At 40.6% G+C, this 18,430-nt stretch carries 13 protein-coding genes; 2 read left to right on the forward strand and 11 right to left on the reverse strand.

All coding sequences use genetic code 11. From position 1 onward, the window contains the following. Positions 1-182 precede the first annotated feature (182 nt). The 3 genes from QSE00_RS23005 to QSE00_RS23015 form a co-directional block, all read right to left on the reverse strand. Positions 183-638, reverse strand: coding sequence for a hypothetical protein (locus QSE00_RS23005; protein ID WP_286107675.1), 456 nt, complete (start codon positions 636-638; stop codon positions 183-185). Continuing rightward, complete coding sequence (locus tag QSE00_RS23010; protein WP_286107676.1) at positions 631-1,698, reverse strand: RHS repeat-associated core domain-containing protein; 1,068 nt, start codon at positions 1,696-1,698, stop codon at positions 631-633. Before QSE00_RS23010 ends, QSE00_RS23005 begins: the two co-directional genes overlap by 8 nt. A gap of 196 nt (positions 1,699-1,894) precedes the next feature. After that, positions 1,895-2,065 (reverse strand): hypothetical protein, encoded by a 171-nt coding sequence (locus QSE00_RS23015; protein WP_286107677.1) that lies wholly within the window; start codon positions 2,063-2,065, stop codon positions 1,895-1,897. Positions 2,066-2,578: 513 nt separating this feature from the next. Here QSE00_RS23015 and QSE00_RS23020 point away from each other — a divergent pair. Beyond that, positions 2,579-2,851, forward strand: coding sequence for a hypothetical protein (locus QSE00_RS23020; RefSeq protein ID WP_286107678.1), 273 nt, complete (start codon positions 2,579-2,581; stop codon positions 2,849-2,851). Between the two features lie 188 nt (positions 2,852-3,039). Here the strand turns inward: QSE00_RS23020 and QSE00_RS23025 are convergent, their stop codons facing one another. From QSE00_RS23025 to QSE00_RS23045, 5 genes are all read right to left on the reverse strand, one after another. After that, positions 3,040-3,276: a DUF2188 domain-containing protein gene (locus QSE00_RS23025; RefSeq protein WP_286107679.1), complete on the reverse strand. Its 237-nt coding sequence runs from the start codon at positions 3,274-3,276 to the stop codon at positions 3,040-3,042. A 590-nt stretch (positions 3,277-3,866) separates the two neighbouring features. After that, a complete protein-coding gene (locus tag QSE00_RS23030) occupies positions 3,867-4,391 on the reverse strand; it encodes an ORF6N domain-containing protein (protein ID WP_286107680.1) in 525 nt (174 codons plus the stop codon). A gap of 83 nt (positions 4,392-4,474) precedes the next feature. Then, positions 4,475-5,365 (reverse strand): tyrosine-type recombinase/integrase, encoded by an 891-nt coding sequence (locus QSE00_RS23035; protein ID WP_286107681.1) that lies wholly within the window; start codon positions 5,363-5,365, stop codon positions 4,475-4,477. Positions 5,366-5,375: 10 nt separating this feature from the next. After that, positions 5,376-6,299, reverse strand: a complete 924-nt coding sequence (locus QSE00_RS23040) for a tyrosine-type recombinase/integrase (protein ID WP_286107682.1) — start codon at positions 6,297-6,299, stop codon at positions 5,376-5,378. A 70-nt stretch (positions 6,300-6,369) separates the two neighbouring features. Continuing rightward, positions 6,370-7,977 carry a hypothetical protein gene (locus QSE00_RS23045; RefSeq protein WP_286107683.1) on the reverse strand — a complete coding sequence of 536 codons (1,608 nt, stop codon included), beginning with the start codon at positions 7,975-7,977 and terminating at the stop codon, positions 6,370-6,372. A gap of 84 nt (positions 7,978-8,061) precedes the next feature. On the opposite strand from QSE00_RS23045, the gene QSE00_RS23050 reads away from it, so the two are divergent. After that, positions 8,062-8,481 carry a helix-turn-helix domain-containing protein gene (locus tag QSE00_RS23050; RefSeq protein ID WP_286107684.1) on the forward strand — a complete coding sequence of 140 codons (420 nt, stop codon included), beginning with the start codon at positions 8,062-8,064 and terminating at the stop codon, positions 8,479-8,481. A gap of 65 nt (positions 8,482-8,546) precedes the next feature. On the opposite strand, the gene QSE00_RS23055 is transcribed toward QSE00_RS23050, so the two are convergent. The 3 genes from QSE00_RS23055 to QSE00_RS23065 all read right to left on the reverse strand — a co-directional run bounded on the left by QSE00_RS23055 (position 8,547) and on the right by QSE00_RS23065 (position 18,246). Continuing rightward, positions 8,547-8,978, reverse strand: coding sequence for a hypothetical protein (locus QSE00_RS23055; protein WP_286107685.1), 432 nt, complete (start codon positions 8,976-8,978; stop codon positions 8,547-8,549). Positions 8,979-9,236: 258 nt separating this feature from the next. Then, positions 9,237-14,669 carry a DUF6443 domain-containing protein gene (locus tag QSE00_RS23060; RefSeq protein WP_286107686.1) on the reverse strand — a complete coding sequence of 1,811 codons (5,433 nt, stop codon included), beginning with the start codon at positions 14,667-14,669 and terminating at the stop codon, positions 9,237-9,239. A gap of 13 nt (positions 14,670-14,682) precedes the next feature. Next, positions 14,683-18,246, reverse strand: a complete 3,564-nt coding sequence (locus QSE00_RS23065; RefSeq protein WP_286107687.1) for an RHS repeat domain-containing protein — start codon at positions 18,244-18,246, stop codon at positions 14,683-14,685. Positions 18,247-18,430: the final 184 nt, after the last annotated feature.

Consider the following 18,430-nt stretch of genomic DNA (forward strand, 5'->3'; position numbering starts at 1 on the left):
ACATACGTAATTAGGATAATACCCCGTTTTTAGAGCTGGAGACTCATATTCGGGGTTTTGTTTTATCTAAAATACGAATTAATATGCTGAATATCAAGTATTTAATCTACCTCTGAAGGTGCCGCGGTAGCGCATACTAGGGAACAGCGGGAGTGGTTGTTGTGTTTTCTGTCACTACTTTCTTATCTATAATCGACTTCCTTTTCATCATTATAGGAAACGTTAATATTATTAGCTTTGAAAATATCAAATAATCCTTTTGCTTCTTCCAACGTACAATTGAACCTAAATATTCTCTCTTTGCTTATAACTTTACAATGAGATGGTGTCCTGTACATATATCCATAATAAATGACTTCACTAATAACCCCATCTCTATAACTAATGGTTTTCTTTTTATTCCCGAGGATATTGAAAGGGTATTCAATAATTATTCTTTCATCATCAATGATTATACTATTAAACCATTTTTTATTCAAAAAAATCAGCAGAATAAACACAATTATTAAAGTCAAAAATACACTCAAAATATATTCTTTGAATAATAAATGAGACCCTGCAAACGCAAGTAAGCAGATTGCCAACAAATTTAATAACCCTCCAAAAAAGTGCTTTTTCTCAAAAAGAATCTTACTCATTTTGTTTTTCTTTATCATTATTAAAGAAGGACATAATCATATCATATAAAGATTTTGACAATGCCACCGTTGCTTCAGTTTTTTCAGAGGTTTTTGTACTTGTCGTAAATACATTTATTGCCTCATTTTTGGCTCCTACCGCAGAAAGTATACTTACTCCCTGTACAACTCCTTGTACAGCTTTATTATCAATTGCATCGGTAGCAGCCCCGTTTTCCCCTCCCAAAAGTACATTTGCATCTGTTGCTACTCCCATGTAAGTAAAAAAACTTGCCTCACCTGATAAAGCAGCAGGACCAGCCAGTACTAATCCACCAGCCGCTACAACATTCTTCAAAGTCTCGCCAGCTTTTTTAAACTCTGGATTGTTCTTCGCACCTTTCCAAATATCGCTTGCGCTTACATCTCTACCTTTCCATTCAGTAATATTAAACCCGTCCTTTTGAGCATTAGCGCTTGCCATATCTCCAGTATAAAGGTTGGTAACGGTTTTTCTATCGTAAGAGTCCAGTACTTGTATTTGTTGCTGTGACTTTGTTCCTGACCAATTATGTCCAGTCGTTGTAGTCTGCATCTGAAAAGTAGCTGTGTAACCACCATTATTGTTTTGGATTACGTTGTAAACGTGCACGGAAAGTTTTTCAAGTCCTTCAAGTTCTACTGAACTTATTGGGTCGTTCTCCGAAAAGTTATATGTACCATTATAAACATAATCTTCTGCCAATGGGTCTATTTGCCAAAACCTTGCAATCGCTGGGTCTCCAAAACGATATTTCCATTCGTGAACGTTCAATCCAAGGTCTTTCGTTAGTTCCTGTCCTTGGAAATCCTTATAGTTATTTTCTGCACCGTTCACGACATTATTATACCCTTTGTGCTGTAAGCCAAAAGGATAGTAATTGGATTCCTTTACAATCTCTGTGGTCATTGGGTCATTAGTGACATCTATATCCCCATCCCCGTTCGCATCTGTATAACTAAGTCGTATGTTCCCCAAATGGTCCTTATAATTATAGACATACTCGAACCCTGCGGTATAGTCCTCCACGGTCTTGGGCATTACATATCCCTCGGGAGTATTGAAGAACTGAAGTTTACTACCTGAACCACTGTTCTCATAGATATAGTTACCTACTTATTCCCTTATGCGTTTTTTTTGCCGGGAACGTTTTTTTCAGGGTCTTTCAGTATTTTAAAGAACGTTTCTTTACCAAGGTAAATATAACGGTTTCCATTTTTATTTATTGCTATTTTTCCTACAAATCCCTTTTCTTCTTAAAGGCCTCTATCACTTTGGATATAGGGAAGATCTGCGATAACGATATCAATTCCTTGTTCACTGCTTTCATCTTCTTGGTCGGCATAATCCAGTAGACCACCAGAACCAGTAAAAAGGTCGTGCATATTATCAATGTTGTTTCTGCCATATTTCTAAATTTTATTTAATACCGGAACATTAAGCGTCGAGACTTTCGAATCTAGCCGGAACAAGCTATATTTTTTATTTCCCATTTAAAAGGACATCAAAAAACCACTTATCATCATCCTTCTATATATAAAACGAAAAACATCGTCATCTGTTTATTAAAACGACATAAGTAATTGATTTTTATTAGTTTACATACACCTGTATTACAACCGTCTATCGCCAAAGCTATCTTTACATAATGCGGTCTTATAGCAGCAGCCCTCATCGGCCAGCGTTCGCCGCCAAAACTGTACTATAAGCACACTATGTAAAATAGCCGCTACTGCCATCGGTTTTTGATTCTCTTTATGAAGAAGGTTTCATTTTAAAAGCTGTCGGAACTCGTCCGCATCCGCCAGCCCCTTCCGTCAACTTTTAAAACGATTTTTCTGTTAACACTCGATTTTATTTTAGGTTTTTGCCTTCGAGCAAAAGACGAAGTATTTTTGTAAAATATTTAAAATCAATATCCATGAACATCTACATTGATATTCAAAAAACCAGAAGTACCGATTGGGCGAACGCACCTTGTTATGGCGGAACCTACATGAACTTCAATGAACTTCCAAAAATGGGAGATATTATCGAGCATCTTAATATTATTCCTCAGTTCGCCAAAAAACACCCAGATTTAAACAACGTACCCGAAGGAAGCTTTGAAGTAATATGCGAGCCTTTTGAGATTAATTCTAAAAACCCTTTTAACTGCTCGCATAAAATTATAGTTTGTAGTACAGAGGTGTAAAGCGTTTTTAAAGATTGCTAACTGCGGCTGGATTGTGGGTAAAGGCGTTCGCCATCTTTAAAAATGATAGGCAAGCGACGATTGAGCGTCCCGTCCGAGTTTTGTCATGACACGCACACATCTTGAAGTAGGTGTTTACCCAATAAAAAAGGCCGCTTTTCAGCGACCTTTTAAAACCTATGGGAAGGTTAGCCTTCTGGTGGGTAAGGATCCTTACCACCATAAGTCCGTTCCTCTTGGAACTTCCCGTCCCTTTTGTGGATGATTACCTGAGAACTTGGTTTGTTCTTGGCAATTTCTATGGTTCTGCTCATAGCGTCCTGCTTTGTGTCGGTTACGACCGAAGCCCGCTTTCCACCCTGAGCTTTACCTTGCCAGCTACCATCCGGTTTTTGGGTTACATGGTACTTTTTTCTAGTGCTCATGTCAATGCAATTTATTAGTCCCGTACCATGGGAGAGAGACCGATCTCCCCGAGGATTTTAACTTTTATTATCGGATGGCACTTTGTATATTTGGTCTGTCAAGAAAACAAAGTACCAACTAAATCAGGCTAGCTAAAATCCTCTTTTACGGCCTGATTTTTCCTTTTAAGAACTCCTACAAATTTACGAAGATTTCAAGTGCGCTAATTTTGCAGTTATTCACAGTTTTCAACATCCAGCCCGTTGATTACTCCCTTTTTTTCCTTGATAACTTATTTAAGTATCACCTATTTTTCATTCTGGTTCAGGAGTGCGCGGCAATTTTACATAATGGCGTTATGGTTCCTGGACGTTAGGGAAGAGTTGCCATAACTACCCGTTATGTAACTTTGCTTGGGGCGGTCAGTGGCGTGGGCATTGGCAACGGCTCTTTGCTTTTTTGGCGGGGCGTTCGGGCAGTACGCACAAATACCTGTTTTTCACAGGATTTTTGAGTGCTGCGATGGAAGGTGCGCAGGTCGCCAAAACAAGTAATGTGCCGTGTGCGTGTTGGAAGCCATAGACCGCAAGTGCGGCTGGCTCGGTGGGTACTATTTTTTCTTGTACCCTATCTTTTTCCTAGGTTCTGGATTTTCTTTCTTCTCGATGAGCTCGTCCAGATAGTTGAAGACCAATTCTATGTTCTTGCCCTGGTTGGAGATTTTCTTTTTGATTTCCTCTATCTCTAGTTTTAAACTCAGATTATCCGTTAGCATTTTCCGCATTTTAGAGTATGCCCTCATTATTTGGATGTTTACCATAATCGCCCTATCGCTATGTAAAACCCCTGATAACATTGCCACTCCTTGCTCTGTAAAAGCTTTTGGCATTTTACGGGTCCCTCCCCAATTTGATGTCGCAAATTGCGACTTCAAGCCCTCGAACTCCTCTTTGGTCAACTCGAACATAAAATCTTCTGGAAAACGTTTGATATTCCTCCCAACGGCTTTGTTCAGATTACCGGTTGTTACGTCATAAAGCTCTGCCAGATCCTTGTCCAGCATTACTTTTTGCTCTCTGATAACATAGATTTTATTAATAACGGCTTCTTCGGTTATTGTTATTTCCTTACTCATTTTATATCCTTGTTTCGGTATTAAAAATACTATTTTTAAACTTGATATTCCAGATTGGAATATCAAGTTTAGGGTGCTTGATCTCAACTAATCGGATGGAAGTTATCCACTACTTTTTGCAGATTTTCTAGGTCGTCTTGCTTATAAGATTCCGTCGAACATATATGTCGATGGCCAGCAAGTTCCTGTACTTCCCTGATGTTGTATTTCTTTAACCAGTTTACGATTACACTTGCCCTGATCCCATTGTTGTTGGTTACTTTCCTATTGTACCTTTTTAGCTTTTTGAAGATAGGGAACAACAGCACATTAAATTGTTCTGTGTTCAACGGGAAGAGCCTGTCGTCATAAACCCCGATGTGCTTTTGTATAACGGGCAAGGTTTCTTCGATGTATTCTTTTAGCTGCATTATCTGCCAAGGTTTGAGCGGTATCTTTCTCGCTGCGTTCCTTCGGGTGCTGGCAATATAAATTGTACCCCTCGACAGGTTTATATCTTCGACCTTTATCCGTAAAAAATTATTGCTGACCAATCCTTGATAGACCAATAGTCCCACGATTATTTTATTCCGTTTGGCGGTCGCCTTAAAATAGAAGTTGGGTTTTTGGCTTGTGGTCTCATACGAGTAATACAGATCTTCCAGTTCATCGCCGTCCAATAGGTTCTGTAATACTTTTTTGGTCTCGCCCCTGACCATCAATCCTTCCGCAACGTTCTCCGCCAGATACCCTTTCTCGATCAAGTGGTTAAAGTAATGCCGTATTGCGGTCAAGTGGACATTGATGGTATTGACCTGATGATTAGGTTTTAATTGGGCAACATATTTCATCAGTTCCTTATAGCTGATAGTATCCATTTCGATGGATCTTGATTTGCACCAGCTTTGTAGTTTCTCAATATACTGGCTATATGATTTTATGGTTCTTGGGCTATGCCGTAACCGTTGCAGATAAATTTCATAGTCCTGTTCCATAGTAATTATTTTATTGGGTGTCGAGCCTCTCGACCAAGTGGGTGTAAATCTGTGTTGCCTTTAAAGAACTATGCCCTAAAAATTGTTGGATGTCCTCTAGCTTTACTTCTTGTTGCAAAAGATGGGTCGCAATGGAATGGCGCAGACAATGTGGGGTAATCTTTTTTTGTTTCAGTTCTTGGTTATCCGTCAAGCCCATAAGATGCTGCAACCGTTTGGCCATATCCTGACCTTGCAACCGGTTCCCGTACCGATTGATAAAAAAAGCTTCGTTGTTTCCCAATGGGTAAAGTGGTCGGGCCTCGTACCTGTAATCCTCCAATATCCTGAGATTGTACTTGTTCAGGGGTACATAACGTTGCTTGAAGTTCTTCGCTTTTTTCACGAACAGCAGCGACCTATCGAAAAGCACATCGCCAATATCCAAGTTTACCGCCTCGCTACGACGCAGCCCACAACTGTACAGGGCAACCAATAATGCCTTGTCCCGTATTCGTGTCCGTGAAAATTGGCTGCTATGGCTCGTTATTTCAAAGAGTTCCTTTATTTCACCTTGGGTCAGCACGTCTTTTATTTCGGGGTCCTTTTCCTCGAACCGCAGATGTATCTTAAAGGTTTTCGCACCATGCTTTTTTAGGTATTCCCTGAACTTTTTGAGCGCGCCCTGGTGCTTGTTCAAATAGGCTTTGCTCAGTCCACCGCTTTTTCTTTGGTGGCAACGTTCGGTCAGGTATCTGTAATAATCATTGACGTTTTTCAGACTGATGTTTTCAATGGTATTAATGCTATGCTGCTCCAACCAGTAAAAGAACTCCTGTAAAAAAATGGGCATATAATAAACCGTACTTTGGCTATAGCCCAAGATGTCCAGCCATTCCTTAAAGTTCAGCAATAATGCTTTGTAGTTATGGTTCCGTAGTTTTAGCTTTTTCATTTTCTTGCCAGTCGGTGCTACCGACTTTTTTCATTGCGGTATGTGTTTTTTGGGATTTTGTGGCGAGTTGTTATAACTCGTTGACCTTCTGTTTCTTGACCTCGCCATTTTGTCGGTGGCGAGTTGGTGGCGATGTGGCGGGTGGCGAGTCGCCACGGACAGTTTCCAGCCTCGACATGCAAGCATTTAATGCATCGTCTATTTGCTGTCTGAGATTGGTATATTCATCCACGTCCACGACTTCAAAACAGTAACTCTTGCTTTTGGTTTTCTTGATTCTTCGGATATAGTTTTCCTCCAATAATTGTTTGTTGTACCTGCGTAGCGTGGTTTCCTTTACCCGTAAACTTTTCCTGATTTCAGCATTCGTAAATCTGGTCTGCTTATTTTCTTTTAAATATGCCTTGAGGCATTCAAGATGGTTTCTAGTTGCACCCGTAATCGTATCGCTTTTTCTGAGTAGCACTTCTGTAATCAATTCGTTGGCCGCTTGTATATCCTCGATGGTAGTTTCTATATATTCTTCTCCGGTATTTTCATCATACTTTTTTTGCCTTTGCCGCTGGCAATAAAATGTGATGGCTTCAATAAACTGTAGATAATGGCTGTTGGTTCTTCGGGGCTTGAATACCGATTCGGGAAGTTCCAAGTATTCGGCAAAAGGGTTGATGACTTTTATAGGTTTCAGCACTCGTTGCACATTGCGGAGAAGCTCCCCAGCTTTAAGTTGTTCCTGCTCATTTAATTTTCCTGCACTTATAAGGCGTTGGTAATTCATTATCCGTTTGTCCTGTTCGGGCGATTCGTCGATGTAGAGTAAAAAACTTCTGTTGCTGTTGTCCTCATAAATGCTTTCTTGGGTGGTACAGCCCGCAACACTTACAGGACCTTCGACAGTCAAATGGATTGTTTTTGTCGTGCCTTTGACATCTTTATGAACCACCGTTTTTGTGATGCGCTTTTTGGATTGCAGTTCACGAAGTGGATAGAGTACGTTTTCCGCTCCGTCCAAGTCTTCGATTAAAATAAGTTTGTGTTGTAGCTCGGTGCGGTTGAAGTAGTAAAAGGCATTCGCACTTAATACCGTGATTTCTATTTTATCTTCTTCGGGTATGAGTTCTGCAACTTTACTTTGCAGATGGGTCTTCCCAACTCCTGAACTCCCCAAGCTGATGCAATGTAACGGGTTGTTCGTCAGACGGCTAGTAAAAATCAAATACATCAATAATCGGTTCGCATGTTCTCCGATTACTCCGCTTTTGCCAATCAGTTCATTGGTCTTTTCGAGTAGGTTCTTTTTCTTTAGGAAGGTTTCGGCTTCTTTCGTTTCTAGGGCGCCAAGATTTTTATAATAGGGTGCAGCAGCCTGCTGCTCTTTTTCTAATAATAAGAATCGATGATTCTCCAGTTCCTTGGTCAAGACCTGTAGAGTTTGTCGTGTAATACTCGTACCGATTTCCAATCGCTCGGCAATGGTTCTTGTAAACTTTTCGACCTGATTGTCATTGTACAAGTCCAACGAATGGCGCAGTACATTATGTTGGTCGGGCTTCTGTAACGATAGCGTTACCCGAAGGCTTTCGAGCTTGTTCGTTTTCAGCCCTCCTAAGATGTGGATTTCAAAATGTTGGGTCGTGTACTGGTAGTTATTGGGATTGCTGGTGTTCAAAGCGTTCATAATTATTATTTGACTTATTGAGCAATGATTCAAAAATATCTATATTTGCCTAATATATCAAATTATAATCTCTAAAACTATCATATGTTGATTGATAAAGCCCTAAAACGTACCTTTATTGCCGTATTGAGCAATAATATGGATATCAGCAAGAACATCAAAAGGATTCGGGAGGCCAAGGGGCTTTCACAAAAAGAGGTCATTTCGGCCATCGCCATGGGTGCGGCGCAGTATTCCCGTATCGAGAACGGAAAGACGGACCCTTCGGTCAGTACGCTTATAAAAATCGCCAAGGCTCTCGGAGTTTCGATGGCGGAGCTTTTCATTGAAAAAGATGCCCTTCAGGATTTCAATTCGGTGGATACTACACTTATGGAAAGGGTCTCCCTTATCGACGGGCTGACCAAAGAGGAACAAAGTACCATATTTTCTATTCTCGATGCCTTTGTTGCCAAACGTAAACTGAAAAGTACGCTCAAGACCGTGCTTCAGGATATGGAATAAACAAAAAGCCACCTTTAATGAGGTGGCTTTTCAATCTCTAAATATAGCTTTTATATATTATATCTTTACTCAAGACATAATTTGCCTTCCATTGTTTTCTCCTTACCATCAATAGCCAAGGTTGAAATATAATAATAGCAGTTATTTTCTATTTTGACTATTTTGGTTAAAACCCCGCCATTATCATTAATCATTTTTTGACTTTGAGATAATTCAAACTTTGTACTATCATATTTCAAACGGTATGTACAATCATCAATCCATTCAATATCCTCATACTGAGGATGCATAGGATATCCAGCTTTTTTTGCCTCCTCCGGTATCTCAATCACTTCTTCTATTTGCTGATTTCCTTCTCTTGTCACTTTCCATTTTACAGGAAATGGCTCTAAGATTTCAGCATAGTACACTCCGTTTTTAAAATTACCACAATCCAACTCTTGTCCAAGAGCGTTAAAACTTAAAGATAGTATTAGTAAAAAAAATATCAATTTCATATCACAAAACATTATAAATTTCGATGACTATGTTACGTTTTCCTGCACATCAAACAATTTTTGCAAGTTCCCTTGCAACCAGTAAAAAACCTATAATTACCAAAAGAAAAGACAGAATATACCCTTTTAAGGTAAGATGGTTGACTTCATCATTTTGTATCCTTTTTTTTGCCATAGGATGAATAACTATTCCAACTATGCAGCAAACAATACCAATAATCAACCATAAATAATTCATAACTAAAAGTAGATTTAATGCTATTTTTTCTCATCATCCTCAGTTACAAGTTTCTGCGTTGCCTCACCTGTTCTACCCAAAACAGTTCCTGTTAATTCTTCTGCAACTCTATCACCTCCAGATTGTTTTACCATAGAACCCATACCAAATGACATACCTTCTATTAATATCCGTGTGGTTGCAGCCTCCACATCTCCTTCTATTAAATCCATAGAAAGATTGACTCCAAACCCAATTGTGGCAATTGTACCACCAGTTGCAGCTGTTGCTGGTGCGGCTGGCCCTGTAAGAGGCGAAGCCATTACCATACTATCACCTACTAGTTCAGCAGCATCGGCCGCATTTCTAACGTCTTGTTTATCAGGAAGGGCTTCGTCCATTTGGGCTGCACCCTGAAAAACCATTGCTTTATTGGCATCTATCTCTGGAACTTGATTATCAGGAGCTTGACTGTTTCTGACCATTCGCTCTGCCGTTTTTCCACTCATCGCTTCATTCAACATATTACCGCCACCAGTAACCACTTTATCAGCACCATCAATAAAGTTTGATCCTCTCATTACTAGACTTTGGGCTACGTCCCAACCCAATACTTCCGCACCTTCCAATTCTATTCCTATTCCTAACTTATTCTCTTGGAAGGCATAAGGAGAGTTATACGTATAATCCTCCGCTAACGGGTCTATCTGCCAAAACCTGCCGATAGAAGGGTCGCTCATCCTGAACTTCCATTCGTGGGTGTTCAGGCCGAGATCCTCGGTAAATTCCTGTCCTTGATAAGTTTTCAGATTGTTCTTTACGCCGCTGAGCATATTGTTATAGCCCTTATGTTCAAGTCCGAAGGGATAATAGTTCTGTTCCCTTCGTATCTCGGTGGCCGGATCGATGTTGCCGTCGACGACCACATCGTCCGCATAGGTAATCCTTGTGTTGCCCCAGATGTCAACATATCTGTACACATAGACGTAACCGCCTTGCCCATCAGGTTCTATATAGCCCTCGGGCTGGGTAATCTGTTTGAGATTGTTATTCTCATAGATATAGTTACCTGCATAATCAGTTGTATCAGAACTTCCGTCAGTCACTATTTTTTGTAACTTACTTCCCATTGCATCGTAAATATATGTAATCTTTTTCAGATCATTGTCATCGAATTTTACTTCTATGGGCAGGTTCAGATGATTGTAGGTTATGGAAGTGATTCCCTTGTTACGGTCGAGGTTCAAATTACCATTATCGTCATATTCGAAATCATCGTTCGTATTCGTTCCGTCTATAAAACCATGCGCTTTATTTCCCGAATCACTAACTGTCAACAGTTTGTTTCCGCTATTGTATCCGTAATCCAGAACATCCATGTCCCAATAATTGGTGCTATTCTGCCAACCGTGGCGCTTCAAGGTGGCAATATTGCCATTCTTATCATAAGTCACATAGGATAGGTTATAGCTGTTGTTCCAATTCTGGGCATTTATAAGCCGGTTAAGGGGATCGTACACGTAACGGTACCATTTCAAGGAACTATCGGTGTTGGCAGTCCTCCAATCCGTTTCGGAAATATTTCCATTGTACAAAGGGGCTGCCCCATGAGTCGGAGCATTATAGGCAATCTTAAAGTTGAACAATTTATCAGGATCCGACCCAGTTATATCGTTAATACTTTTCAACCATCCCCTTACGTTATAGCCATAATCGACCGTTTGTAATCCTGGGGAATTTTTGACATCTAAGGAGTCTACTACTCCACCTACCCTCTTATTACGCAACTCTCCAAGTTCATCGTAGTCATTGAGCGCTATAAGTTCTTCCGAACCCCCGCTGCCACCAGTGGCAGTGGAGTCTATTACCGCGCTAAAGCTTAGGCCAGTTACTCCAATTATATGAAAGTTATTTAATAGTGTAATGCTTTCCTTAGCTATGGCATTGGTGGTGGTAGTAATCTGTTGGTCCAAAAACAGAGCTGAAGGTGCTCCTGCGCTGGATTCACAGATATACCCTAGGCTTTCGTCCCCTATACATTGTGTCTGAGCCAATAATCTGCCTACATGATCGTAAGTGTAATTCTCCAAAGTTACTATTGTGGTACCATTACGGCTATGGGCTGTCCTAGTCCTTTGAACTTTTCCAACAAAATCCAAATCGGATTCCGTAACGTCCAGGGTCTGCAAATAACCGTTCTTGGATTTGGCGTATATGGCACGACCCTTATGGTCGTAGCCCGTTACATTGGTGATCCAGTCATTGGTTTCCAATACTTTTATCTTACTACCAGTGGCAAGTCCCTTTGTTTTGAGCTTATCCGTATTATTATAGTTTTCCAAGTTTTTACCAAAAACCGAGACGGGTAAGTCCATATCTGCTGTTTCGCTATCAAGGAAATCATAATTATCATAGTAGTTTATGGTCAAAATTTCTGTAAGAGTAGCTGTTGGGTAGGCCCCATTGGTGTACAAGACATTTGTGCCGCCAAAGGTAGTGCCCGTACCGACCTGATTCACCCATAGGTCACCTGTAACTCCATTTACATTATTCTGCACATCCGTACGAGAAATTGGTGAACCACTGTCCATTTCAACGGCCTTTCCCGTATAGGCCACCCTGCCAAAGGCATCGTACTTGGTAAAAAGCCATTCCCCAGTGTGGCGTTGGTTGGCATCCTGGGTCATGACGGGCTGGTCCAGCTGGTTGTAGACGATAAATTCCTCTAATTTCCCCGGGATTTGTTTTACCACCAAGCGGTTTCTTTGGTCATAAGTGTATTGATACCCTAATTCAGGAAGGTTATTTATAATATTGGCGAGGCTTGCTGTACTGGCATCCATTTTAGGTGGAAGTACATAGGTAAGGTTGCCAAAATCGTCGTAGACATAGTAGGTGTCGTGCGGGGTCTCGGACCCATTTATTATTGCATACGTGCGTTTTAGGATAACTCTTCCTTGCTTATCCGTGAACTCTTCAGTGGTATGGAGTTTTGTTGCGGTCCCGTCATGATTCTCGTCTTTGGTGACAGTCTTGTAGAGTTCGCCTTGGGCGTAAAATTCCTCAGTATCAAACTCCAAAGTCGGGGTATAGGTATTGTTGGCAAAGGAGGTTGAAACAGTAAACAATCGTACATTATCCTTATTGGAATCCCCAGGGTTTAATGGGTCATGCGTATTGGTAGTATACCCAAACTCAATACTATGGTCCTCCCCTGTTGGGTTCATTTCCCAAGCCTCTCCTGGAGCAGCTTGTTTCAACACCCTATTCAGGGGGGATGGTTCAAAATGCTTTTGGGAATAGGCGTTCACCTCAGATGCTTCCGTAGCGGACGGGTAGTCGGTCCCATAATTATTCAGGTAATATTCTTGGGCTGCCAAGGCCACATCCCCCCTATAGCTGCCGGTATCCCCGCCCCCAACTGTTTCCACGAAAGGAAGCCAATCCTTGTCCTGTCGACCAAAGTTGTCATATCCAATATGGCTAATAATATCGTTTTTACTCGGGCTTTGATCGATACCAACTTGCTGCATAGGTCTTCCTAGACCATCAAAGTAGGTGATGTGACGGATCAAGGAATCGTTTTCTGTGAATAATATCGGGTTTACCACTTTACTACCTGGCTTTTGGTAGGTACGGGTGTAGACGTAGTTCTGGTCGTAGGGATCCACCGGTGGTATGGAGCAATCGTTGGATGGTGAATACAGCTCCGGGCAGGCATCTGTATTATTGGCCACATAGCCAGCAGGCCGAATACTATAATATACATGGACATTGGGGTCTCCTAAATCGTCAAAATCTGAATCAGCATAAAAATATTGAGGTAAAATATTGGTAATGTTCAATGTACCATCATCATAATCGTCATTATTGTCCACATAGTTTGCTGGACGGGAACATGCACTTATAATGGACTGGGAGTCTCCATATCCATCACCATCTTCGTCTGCATACCATTCCATAAATTCATGCAAAGAAGCGTCATTGTCGTCGCAATCACCTATCGGGCGTGGCAAATATGTATACCCAACCCCGGGACTGGTACAATCCTGAACTGTAGATTCCGCATAGCCATCTTCGTCTGCATCCAGATACCATGTAATTGGCTGACTTACTGAATAAGATACTGTCAGGGATGTACTCCAACAACCCGACACCGTACTCTTTGCCCTCAAATAATAAACGCCCGCTTCAACCCGGTGGAAGGGATCGGTGGCCGGTTGATTCTCGAAGTCTCCGATTATATACTGCTGCCAGTACCATGCTTCACCCGCAGGAACGGCCCCTACAATACTAAGTACGGTCTCCCCACAGTTCTCGGTGACCAGCACCTTGTTCTTCATCGGAGCGTTCGGAGCCTCCTTGTTGACAATAGTTATAGAGGGGGAGACCGCGCTCCAACGGCCCGCACTGTTACGGGCCCTTATATAATAGGTTCCCGACTCAGGAGTAAGATAAAGATTGTTATATGCTTTGGCCATACTGGTACCATTGGGGTCTGTTCCCTGCCAATACCAATTGTCTCCTTCATCGACCGGTGTGCCAACTACTTGGATCGAATTGAACGTAGGGTCACAGGCATCTAGGAAAACAATAGGAGTATTGGGTGGATCGGGATAGCATTTATTGGTCGGGGAACGGAAATCCGGACATTGGTCATTGGAATTGGATACAAAACCATTGGGTTGGGAACAGTCCTCCAACGAAATGGACGGATCACCTAAACCATCCCCATCGCTATCATCATACCAAAGGGTAGCTGGAGGCCTTACATATACAGAAATTGAACTCGATGTAGAACTCCAGCTATTGGTGGAATAGCGATAGGCCCTTAAATAGTATGTGCCACTTGAGGTCACAGGGAATGTGGAAAGATAATTGGATATTTGGGTGGACGTACCGGAAGAATTGGTCCCTTGCCATATCCATGAAACCCCAGAAGTAGGACTACCATCCTTACCTAAAATTACAGGTCCCCCACAGGGATTTGAAGTAATTATTGGATTAGGAGGAGCTTCGGGAACTGCGGCAGGAGCCCCTTGGGTTATGGATTTAAAAATATTATGTCCATTATAACTAAAGTATATTGTATTATTCCGGGCAGCACCCGTATTCTCATCACAGACCACTTGTACTGTATTGTCGTTCACTTGGGTTGCGGTAGCCCAAGTGGCATTATTATAAATTTGAAGATTCACCGATTGACAGGGGGTGTTTTCAAAAACTAAAGTCAATGTTTTTGAACCTCCACTATAGGTAAAATCCAAGGTCCCAGTGATTATATCCAGATCACAAGTGCCCTGGCTATATGAACCACTAAAAAATGTAAATAGGATAAAAAATTGAATTTTATATATAAAGTTTCTCCTTTCAATACTTGAACCTCTCTTTGAAAACGGATTCAATCCGTAATTTTTCTTCAACCATTTCTTAACGGCTAGAATACTATTTAGAAATTGTATAATAGTTTCCATATTCAATTACTTATTACTTGGTTTTATAATAGTATTCATAGTCCGTCACTAAATTGCCTTCCGAATCCCGGACTTCCTTCAATCGATTAAAACTATCGTAGGAGTAGTAAATGGTATAGCCCTTGGGGTCCGTGATACTGGTTACCCCTACCAGTGGATCATAAGTGTAAGTGGTCAACATAGCATCCGAAAGGCCGGATCTCAATGCGGTATTGAAATTCCTCCACACCACTTGTTGGGCAACATTCCCCTGGATATCATCAAGACTGGTCAACAGCGCGTCCGTAGTAGCATAGGTCGAGGTTAGAGAGCCCAAGGCCGTAGAGAGTGCATTGTCAACATCGGTCTTAACTGCATTTTCAATTTTGGCAATGGGAAATTGGTCATTATAGGCCCATAGATAAAAGATAACCGTTCCTTTATCCTTCTCTGTACTGGATATATTGCCCGTACCCACATCATACGTGATTTTGAGCCGGGGCTCGCCATAGGAGTAGGGGTTAATAGAGTCCCATGGAACGACAGTCCCTTTTTCCTCTTCCGTTTGATCAATTTCTGTAACCTGCCCCTTGTCATTATATTTAAGCAGTTGGCTTGTGGACAGCTTACCATCTACTTCATTTCTAATCTCTATAGGCAAGCCAAATTGACCATTGGAAAGTAAAGGGTCAAAAACAGTACTATTTTCATAATCATAATCTAAGGGATAATAGTTTTTTTTGGTCGTGATACTTCCACTACTGGTCACTATTGAAGACTTTGTCATTTGCAGGTGTAACGGATTTGAATATTCATAATCGGTAACCATAGTGATCGGATTCTGACCATTTTCGTCAAATTGAGTGGTTGTCTTCCTTTCCAAATATTGCCATTCAATTATAATGTCATATAGAATAAAATCAAAATTATTTAGATTTTCATATTTATACCATATATCTCCTGGTTGCTTATAGGTACAGGGATTATCTCGATAAATTTTCACATTGTTAGCACCCTTGGAAAAGCATCGCCAACCTTCCCAAAAAAAACCGGCAGCCATGCGGTGTATGTGCTGAGTAGTACAGGTATAAAAATAACTTCTATTGGCTGTACCTACATCGGATACCTTACATGTATATGCATAACCACCTATAGGAACACCACCGATTGGATAATAATTCTGTCTTAACAAGGCACCTTTTACTATATCTTTGACCCTATCCTCCTTTTTATATTTATAGATTTCCCTATTTAGGGTCGTAAAATCCCAAGGAACTTCCATTTTAAAAACATCTTTTTGTAAGAGAAGGCCTGCATCCCACCCTGTATTGGAATAAACCGAACTTGCTACTGGGCCACTTGTCCCATTAATATTCTTGACAATTCCTGAGGTATTAGTCGTAGCTTTATACTTATAATGTTTACCTCCGTTTTGAAAATTTTCACCTAAGCTTACCAAAACATCCGAATATGCGATATGATAACCATCGACACCATAAATATTATTAATACTACTCGATGATAATATATAATTATCACAATCATACAATTCTACTATTTCATTTGACTGAGTTTGCTTAGTTATTTTCCTAAGATTTACAGGTGTAATCGGTTTGGTCCCAGTAGACTTTATACTATCGTTCATGGTTCGATAATAATAACGAGTGACTTCGGGCTTAGAGTGTTCTTCGGTTTTTGACGTTATCCTCTTAACCCGCACACCTCCAGTTTCAATATTCTTCTCCACAGTTATTGGGGTTTGGGAATTCAAATAGCTGAACCAAGTTTCAAGTTTGAAATGCTTTCCGGCATTGGAGGATTCACTTAAATGCAGATCAACAATATAATCGCCTCCTGGCAATGGATAGCTTGGTACCCATTGATTATAGTCTGGTGCATCACCTGTATATTCATTTTCCAAATAAATCGTGTACAGCAATGTCCCAGTCCCCGTCCTAATTTTAACATCAGCAATGGCTTCTTCCGTATCACAGGGATTCCCCTCAGGGTCTAAACAGCTTAATTTTGCGTGAAACACCATGGTTTCTGGAAATGCAGGAATGGAGATTGTGTCCGAAGAATAAACATGCTCGGCAAAAGTATGCTTAGTAAGTTGTGCATAATATGGCACTAAACTACCTGTGCCATATTCCCTTACTTCACCCCAGTAGGAATGTGGCTCATATTCTATCATAGAGACCCCCCCAGTTGGGTAAGTTATTCTTTTCAAAGTTCCATAATACGATACATTTCTATTGGGATTTCGATCGGCATCAATGCTTGAAGGAAAATCATTTTTATACCCCACAGGTACAGAAGTAAAGTCATTCCCGTTATTTGCTGCATTATAATACCCCCAATAATCTTGTGAAAATGAAAATCGTTCTGGCAATTCATTCAAATTGTAATAATCAAATAAATGTTTCTTAAAGTTATTCGACCCAGTTCCGGATTCAGAAATCCCCTTCAAGAAAAGTCTTTTGGTAGCATTGTCCGACCACGTATTCCCATGACCAGAACCAATTGCATATTCATAACTAAGATCAAACCGATGTAAATTTCCGACAATCCCATTCTTTTCAATAATGACTGCATCCAGTTTAAACCCTTCAATATCCTCCCGAGGAGTTGAGTTAAACTTAACTTTGACATTATCCGTCGATATTTCCTCCAAAACTGCATTTCTAACTGATAATTTGCTTACGCAAGTCGTTGCAACTCCTGCGGTTGAACATCCGCTATTTGTGTATAAGCCCTTATTGTAGGTTTGAGAAATACCAGCGTCATAATCCGTCCACAAATCAATCCCTTCTTTGTACTTCAGATTAATAACATCCCCAGAAGGATGTACAATCCTGGTGAGGTACCATGCAGAATGATATTGTTCAAGAATTGAACGTTCATTGTTGCATTGGTTACTTCTAAGCTGCGTCAGCTCTTTTGCCACTGGCAATGTATTCTGCTCTTCGCCAAAATAGTACTTGATACCTTCTTTGGTTGTAATAATGAAGTATCTGTAAGGAACAGAAGTAACCACTTCAATATTAAGATCTCCCTGAGGAATCGTTCTTATTATTCCATCTAATCCAATTATAAATTTCCCATTTTGACCGTTGAAATTGTAGGTGTATATGTCAGGTTGTGTATCATGTCTGCTGTCTGGATTTGAAATATTAAACAATAAATTCTCCATATCATTTAGACTCAAATCCGTCAGGGTTTCGATATCATTAAATGGAATTCTAGTACTTCCTTCGTCCTTTTTATCCATAACGGTTCTCGTTATTACCCCACCCGCATTCAAAGCCCAACCCATACCAACCCATGAGGCAATCTGATCCACTTTTACCCCATTTGTGGCATAATTCAGTGAAATTGGAACAGATAATTTCTTTGATTTTAGTTCATATATTGGAATATTAAACTGGGTAGTACCGGTAAACATTCCTACAGGAACCTGGCCGTAAACACCTAGTGAATGGGCCGTAGGAGAGGGTGGAATAACGTCAGAAAAAGAGTCCATTTCATCCTGTGCATAAACCAAAGTGGTTGTAAAGGTTAATATCAATAAAAAGACAGTCAATTTTATTTTCATCATGATTTTTATTTAGTAGGATTAACTCAATCATAGTAATTACGAACATTTGTTATTACCGCTGTATTTTAAACTGATTATGCTATTTTAAATTCTCCAGCTCAGAAATTCGCTTTTCCTGCATCAAAATATACAAGGTCAGCTCCTCGATCTTCTCCAACAACAGTTTGTTCATCTTACCAAGTTC

Source organism: Arenibacter flavimaris (assembly GCF_030291335.1).
Classification (GTDB): Bacteria; Bacteroidota; Bacteroidia; order Flavobacteriales; family Flavobacteriaceae; genus Arenibacter.

What these genes read in the sequence shown, in the direction of transcription:
- QSE00_RS23005 (WP_286107675.1), bottom strand. Translation starts at nt 638, where the DNA reads ATGAGTAAGATTCTTTTTGAGAAAAAGCACTTTTTTGGAGGGTTATTA.
- QSE00_RS23010 (WP_286107676.1), bottom strand. Translation starts at nt 1,698, where the DNA reads ATGCCCAAGACCGTGGAGGACTATACCGCAGGGTTCGAGTATGTCTAT.
- QSE00_RS23015 (WP_286107677.1), bottom strand. Translation starts at nt 2,065, where the DNA reads ATGGCAGAAACAACATTGATAATATGCACGACCTTTTTACTGGTTCTG.
- QSE00_RS23020 (WP_286107678.1), top strand. Translation starts at nt 2,579, where the DNA reads ATGAACATCTACATTGATATTCAAAAAACCAGAAGTACCGATTGGGCG.
- QSE00_RS23025 (WP_286107679.1), bottom strand. Translation starts at nt 3,276, where the DNA reads ATGAGCACTAGAAAAAAGTACCATGTAACCCAAAAACCGGATGGTAGC.
- QSE00_RS23030 (WP_286107680.1), bottom strand. Translation starts at nt 4,391, where the DNA reads ATGAGTAAGGAAATAACAATAACCGAAGAAGCCGTTATTAATAAAATC.
- QSE00_RS23035 (WP_286107681.1), bottom strand. Translation starts at nt 5,365, where the DNA reads ATGGAACAGGACTATGAAATTTATCTGCAACGGTTACGGCATAGCCCA.
- QSE00_RS23040 (WP_286107682.1), bottom strand. Translation starts at nt 6,299, where the DNA reads ATGAAAAAGCTAAAACTACGGAACCATAACTACAAAGCATTATTGCTG.
- QSE00_RS23045 (WP_286107683.1), bottom strand. Translation starts at nt 7,977, where the DNA reads ATGAACGCTTTGAACACCAGCAATCCCAATAACTACCAGTACACGACC.
- QSE00_RS23050 (WP_286107684.1), top strand. Translation starts at nt 8,062, where the DNA reads ATGTTGATTGATAAAGCCCTAAAACGTACCTTTATTGCCGTATTGAGC.
- QSE00_RS23055 (WP_286107685.1), bottom strand. Translation starts at nt 8,978, where the DNA reads ATGAAATTGATATTTTTTTTACTAATACTATCTTTAAGTTTTAACGCT.
- QSE00_RS23060 (WP_286107686.1), bottom strand. Translation starts at nt 14,669, where the DNA reads ATGGAAACTATTATACAATTTCTAAATAGTATTCTAGCCGTTAAGAAA.
- QSE00_RS23065 (WP_286107687.1), bottom strand. Translation starts at nt 18,246, where the DNA reads ATGATGAAAATAAAATTGACTGTCTTTTTATTGATATTAACCTTTACA.